Annotated in this window: 5 protein-coding genes; all 5 read left to right on the top strand. The window is 42.6% G+C overall.

The features are described from left to right. Positions 1-1,113, top strand: a 1,113-nt coding sequence (gene ptsP / locus PG766_RS16655) for a phosphoenolpyruvate--protein phosphotransferase (RefSeq protein WP_270591378.1), incomplete at its 5' end; no start/stop codon positions are given. A gap of 241 nt (positions 1,114-1,354) precedes the next feature. Further along, positions 1,355-2,191: a PRD domain-containing protein gene (locus PG766_RS16650; RefSeq protein WP_008368484.1), complete on the top strand. Its 837-nt coding sequence runs from the start codon at positions 1,355-1,357 to the stop codon at positions 2,189-2,191. 103 nt (positions 2,192-2,294) lie between these two features. Continuing rightward, positions 2,295-3,779 (top strand): carboxypeptidase M32, encoded by a 1,485-nt coding sequence (locus PG766_RS16645; protein ID WP_118199840.1) that lies wholly within the window; start codon positions 2,295-2,297, stop codon positions 3,777-3,779. Positions 3,780-3,797: 18 nt separating this feature from the next. After that, positions 3,798-5,042 (top strand): aminopeptidase P N-terminal domain-containing protein, encoded by a 1,245-nt coding sequence (locus PG766_RS16640; protein WP_118199839.1) that lies wholly within the window; start codon positions 3,798-3,800, stop codon positions 5,040-5,042. Between the two features lie 73 nt (positions 5,043-5,115). After that, the gene (locus tag PG766_RS16635) at positions 5,116-5,817 is read left to right on the top strand and encodes a hypothetical protein (RefSeq protein WP_117559113.1); all 702 of its coding nucleotides are present in this window, start codon (positions 5,116-5,118) and stop codon (positions 5,815-5,817) included. The last annotated feature ends 164 nt before the right edge of the window (positions 5,818-5,981 follow it).

Raw genomic sequence — 5,981 nt, 5'->3', positions numbered from 1 at the left:
GACAAGTCCAAAGTGCTTGCATTTGCAACCATGTACGGATCAGCAAATTCCCATACGGCAATCCTTGCAAGGACCATGAATATCCCGGCCGTTATTGGTCTGGGAGAAGGGCTTGCAAAAGAATATGACGGACATATGGCAGCCATCGACGGCTTTACCGGGACCATCTACATTGATCCGGATGAAGAGACCATGAAGGCTATGACCGAAAAGCGCGAAGAAGACCGCAGACAGAAAACACTTCTGGAAGAACTGAAGGGCAAAGAGAATGTCACCCTTTCCGGACAGAAAATCAATGTCTATGCGAATATCGGTAATCTTTCCGATGTGGGCGCCGTACTTAAAAATGATGCAGGAGGGATCGGACTTTTCCGAAGCGAGTTCCTGTATCTGGAAAGTGAAGATTTCCCGACCGAAGAACAGCAGTTCCAGGTATACAAACAGGTTGCAGAAAATATGGCAGGCAAAAAGGTCATTATCCGTACCCTGGATATCGGAGCAGACAAGCAGGTGGATTACTTTGGACTTGACAAAGAAGAGAACCCGGCACTGGGATACCGGGCAATCCGTATCTGCCTGACAAGACCGGAGATCTTCAAGACCCAGCTTCGTGCCCTGTACCGGGCATCTGCTTACGGACAGATCGCCATTATGTTCCCGATGATCATTTCGGTAAAAGAAGTGAAGCAGATCAAGGTGATCATCGAAGAGGTCAAAGAAGAGCTTCGTGAGGCAAAGATCCCGTTCCGTGAGGATGTGGAACTGGGAATCATGATCGAGACACCGGCTGCCGTTATGATGAGCCGTGAGCTTGCAAAAGAAGTGGATTTCTTCAGCGTAGGGACCAATGATCTGACCCAGTACACGTTGGCAATTGACCGTCAGAACCAGAAGCTGGATGCCTTCTACGATCCGCACCACCCGGCAGTCCTTGCAATGATCCGCATGGCAGCCGAAAATGCCCACGCAGAAGGCAAATGGATCGGAATCTGCGGCGAACTCGGAGCTGACCTCGAACTGACCGAAGAATTCTTAAGCATGGGATTAGACGAATTATCCGTATCCCCTGCAATGGTACTTTCGCTCAGAAAGAAGATCCGGGAAACCAAATAAAATCTATTCACAGATTTTGTGATAATCACATCAAAAACATCAAACAAACTTACGGGGCTAAGCACGATCCATCGTGCAACAGCCCCGTTCTGCTTTTATTTGTTTTTTGCGGAAGCTATTTCACACCCGTCAGAAAACAGCCAAATTTGCGTTCCCTTTTTCTCAACCTTTTTTTGACTTTCCCCTCATTCTCTGCTAGGATAAAATCAGAACTTAAAACTCGTCTTCGGGGGAATCAGATATGTACAGAGTAAGCAAAATTTTGAATAATAATGGCGTGATCGCAATCAATACAGAGGATAACCAGGAATACGTCCTTCTCGGTAAAGGAATTGGCTTTGGAAAGAAGGTCAGTCAGCGTTTTGAAGTGACAGAAGATACAGCAACTTACCGCCTGACCGAACAGACAGACAGAGGATCTGCCAAATCTCTGGTGCAGGAGATGGATCCGGAATTTCTGGAAATCGCAGATGAGGTGATCCGGGAAGCAGAAAAAGTTTTTGGGAAAGTAGACCGCCGGATCATGATCCCGCTGGCAGATCATATCTCCTTTGCTGTTTCGCGAATCCGGAATCAGGAGCAGATCAGCAATCCACTGACAGATGATATCAGAGTACTTTTTCATAATGAATTTCAAGCAGCATCCGTGCTCAGAGATATTTTGCAGAAGAGAATGCAGATCACGATCGATGAGCATGAAATCGGATACGTGGCACTTCACATTCATTCAGCAATCGAGGATGAAAAAGTGTCTGTGGCAATGCAGACGGCCCGTGCAGTGAGAGAATGTATTGAGATGATCGAAAAAGAAACAGGAAAAAAGATCGATGTGATCTCGCTTTCCTATAATCGTTTGATGAACCATATCAAATATATGGTAGCACGTGCTATGACGGGGGAGGATCTTCGTATCAATATGAATGAATATATAGAATCCAAATTTCCGGAAGCGTATATGACTGCAAAAAAAGTCTGCGATATGCTCGGAAAGAGTATTGGAAAAGAACTTGATGAGATGGAAATCGGGTATCTGGCAATGCATATCGAACGAATCTACAGTGAAGAAATAAAGGCATAACAGAGGAACCGGCTTTTGCCAAAAGATTGACACTACGGGGAAACAAATGGTATAATCGGACCAGAGTTTGAACATTAGTCTAAGGAGAAAGGTTGGTGCAGTAATGGCTACAAAAGAACAGATGGAAAAGGTAAAGGATATTGTTGTGAAGCTCCGTTATCTGGAGTGTATGGATAATATCATTTACTATGACAGATGGAATAACTGCCCGAAGGATGGATTTGATTATGAAGGGAAAGTCGGAGCATATCTGACAGAGCTTTCTAATGAGAAACTGACGAGCAAAGAGACAAAAGAACTGGTAGAGTCACTGGAAGGAGAGACAGCTTTTGATTCAGATACAGACAAAGGTATGGTACGTTATCTGATCGGAAAGTATAAAGAAGCAGTACAGATCCCAGCAAGCCTGCAGGGGGAATTGAATCAGGCAAATGCAGATGGACAGCTGGCATGGGGAAAATGCTATGAGGCAGATGATTTTGAAAGCTTTAAGCCGGTACTGAAAAAACAGTTTGATTTACAGGAGAAGATAGCAACAGCGATCAATCCGGATGAAAAACCATATCAGGTTCTGGTGAACCGGTTTGATAAGGATTATCGTCTGGAAGAGATTGATGCAATTTTGGCAAAAATCAAAGATGCTGTCTGCGAAATTTTAAATGCGGTAAGAGAAGAACAGAGTAAGATTGATGATTCCATTCTGGAATGTGAAGCAGATCATGATACAGTACTTCGTATTGTGAAGAAAGCGCAGGAGATCCTGGGACTTGATAAAGATAAGAGTACTTTATTTGAGATCCATCATCCGGTATGTGTCTGCACCGGACCGCGTGATTCCAGGCCATCCACAAACTGTGATGAGCTGATTCATGCGATTCTGGCAGTGGTTCATGAGACCGGACACGGACTTTATAATTATAATGCGAACGATGAGGTCGCAGAAAGAGGACTCTGGGGCGGAATTGAAGGTGCAATGCACGAATCCCAGTCCAGATTCTACGAGAATCATGTAGGAAGAACCAGAGAATTCTGGGAGAACCTGTACCCATATCTGCAGCAGGAAGTTTCAAAATACAAAGAGATTTCTCTGGATGCATTCCTTGCGGCACTCAATAAAGTAAAACCGGGACTGATCCGTCTGAAAGCAGATGAGCTTACCAATACCCTGCATATCATCATCCGTTACGAAATTGAAAAAGAATATTTCGATGGAAAACTGACAGTGGATACAATTGAAGAAGCATGGAACAGAAAATATCAGGAATATCTGGGATTTACGCCAAAGAATCATCAGGAAGGAATCCTGCAGGATGTGCACTGGGCTTCCGGATGTGTAGGATATTTCCAGGGATATGCACTTGGAGATGCTTACGCTGCACAGTTTGCTCATAAGCTTCTTACTGATTGTCCGGATGCATTTGAAAAGCTGGAAAAGGGAGATTCATCTACAATCGGAAACTGGTTAAAGGAACATATTCACCAGTACGGACAGACCTATTCTGCGCGTGAGATGCTCAAAAAAGCAACAGGAGAAGAGCTGAATACCGATTATTATATTGAATATCTGAAAGAAAAATATTTACACTAAGCGCAGGAGGATTGACAAATGAATAAGGAATTTTACGCAGGAAATCGTAAGAGCCTGTATCAGAAACTTGAAGCGGGATCTTTGGTGGTTGTATTCAGCGGACATGCACCGATCAAGACCAATGATGAGAATTATCCGTTTTTTACAAATCGTAACTTCTTGTATCTGACAGGAATCGAGCAGGAAAATATTGTACTGATGGCTTATGTCGGAGAGGGAACAATTGAGGAAACTCTGTATATTCTTCCTCCGGATGCATTTGCAGAACGCTGGACTGGAAGACGTATAAAAGAAGAGGAAGCAGAAGAACTTTCCGGAATCACGAATTACAAATATGTGGCAGCATTCCAGAATGATCTTTCCAGACAATTATTTTCTGGCAATGTAAAGAAAGTTTATCTTGATTTTGACAAGGTTTATGAAAATACGCCGGCAGTAGAAGCATACCGTCTTGGTAATTATCTGAAAGAACATGCTCCGTTTGTTGGACTTGGCAACCTTCATCCGATCATGAAACAGCTTCGCCTGATCAAGAAACCATGTGAGATTGAGGCAATGAAGAAAGCGGAAACGATCACAAAGGCCGGAATCGAAGCAATGATGAAAACATCTAAACCGGGAATGTACGAATACCAATATAAAGCAGAATTTGATTATGCACTGGCTCAGAGGGGAGTGCTTTCACCAGGATTTCCGTCTATCATTTCATCAGGAAAGAACAACTTTAAAATTCATTACTATGATTATCGCGGACAGGCACAGGATGGAGATATGATCCTGAATGACGTTGGTGCTGTATGGGATTATGAGATCAACGATGTATCCAGGGCATTTCCGTGCAATGGAAGATTTAATGACCGTCAGAAATTGCTTTATGAGTGCATTTACAATACTTCAGAATATATGTTCAGTACACTGAAACCGGGTGTACCGCTTCTGGATGTGGATAAGATCATCCGTAAATATACATTTGAACAGTTAAAAGAAGCAGGAGTATGCAAAAATTTTGAAGATATTGGGACTTACATGTGGCACGGTGGAGCACATCATGTTGGATTTGATGTACATGACGTGGTAGAAGGAAGCGGACTTGCTGTACCGGGTGTTGTATTCTGTGTAGATATCGGTGTTTACCATGAAGAATGGGGCATTGGATTCCGTCTGGAAGATAATTGCCTGATCACAGAAGACGGATGTGAAAATCTGTCAAGAGCAATTCCGAGACAGATCGATGAGATTGAAGCATTTATGGGACGCAGATAAATAGAAAACAGGAAAAGAGGGAGCTGTATAGAAAATTACGGTTCCCTTTTCCTGAAATATGGAGAGCCAGGATATGGAAAATAGAAAATCACGGAAAAGTACATTTCTTTATATAATACTTTTAACTTTATGTGTACCACTTGCATATGTATATTTTATTCTTGTTACGAGACTGCTGGATAAAATCCCGGAGGGGCATATAGGATTAACGTTGGTGATTGTGTTTCTTCCACTGCTTTTTTATTGGGGACTTGTGGCAGCTGTGGGAATCATAAATATTGGACAGTCATTTAAAATATACAAAACGGGGAATCTGATTGAATGCGTGAACCGTATGCTGATCCATAAATATGGGCTGGTTGTCTTTTTCTGTGTGAATTTTCTGGTTCTGTTCATTTATTATTTTTTCGTAAGTATGGCAGTGCTGGTAGGAAGCAGGGGAGCCGCGATAATCTTTGCTCCGGTATTGCTGCCGTGGCTGATTGCAGCAGTCGTTTTTTCGGCTGTTGCGACATGGCTTGCTATTTTACCGGGAAGCTTTTATGGAATCCAGGTAATCCGTATGACCTACAAAAGTGGGAAAATAGGATTTGCCGAGGCAGTTGTACATACGGTATTCCAGTTTTTCTTTCTGTTTGATGTATTGGATGCAATGTATCTTGCAACGGGAAAATGGGGAAGAGGAAAAAAGAGTTCTGTAATTATTGGGTGTGTGTATCTGTTTGCGGTTTTTGCAACCGTATATCTGATAATTAAAATGCAATCGATGTTTTAAAATGTAAGCAGTTGTATCAAAGTGTTGGTATGGCTGCTTTTTGTAAATGTGAAATGAAAAAAGAAATGGAAAGGCAAATGGAAGGGGATGTTCAGCCGCGCCATTCGCAAAAGCATGTTGAATTGATGTCAGAATATTCTGAATTGCGCAAAATATAAAAACAA

It is taken from the genome of Coprococcus sp. LG101-27, assembly GCF_027695515.1.
In the GTDB taxonomy this organism is placed as follows: domain Bacteria; phylum Bacillota; class Clostridia; order Lachnospirales; family Lachnospiraceae; genus Allocoprococcus; species Allocoprococcus comes.
This window is presented reverse-complemented; position numbering and strand designations above follow the sequence as displayed.

Bases quoted from the DNA above. Each gene is read 5' to 3' on its own strand.
- PG766_RS16640 (WP_118199839.1), top strand. From the start codon at position 3,798: ATGAATAAGGAATTTTACGCAGGAAATCGTAAGAGCCTGTATCAGAAA.
- PG766_RS16650 (WP_008368484.1), top strand. From the start codon at position 1,355: ATGTACAGAGTAAGCAAAATTTTGAATAATAATGGCGTGATCGCAATC.
- PG766_RS16635 (WP_117559113.1), top strand. From the start codon at position 5,116: ATGGAAAATAGAAAATCACGGAAAAGTACATTTCTTTATATAATACTT.
- PG766_RS16645 (WP_118199840.1), top strand. From the start codon at position 2,295: ATGGCTACAAAAGAACAGATGGAAAAGGTAAAGGATATTGTTGTGAAG.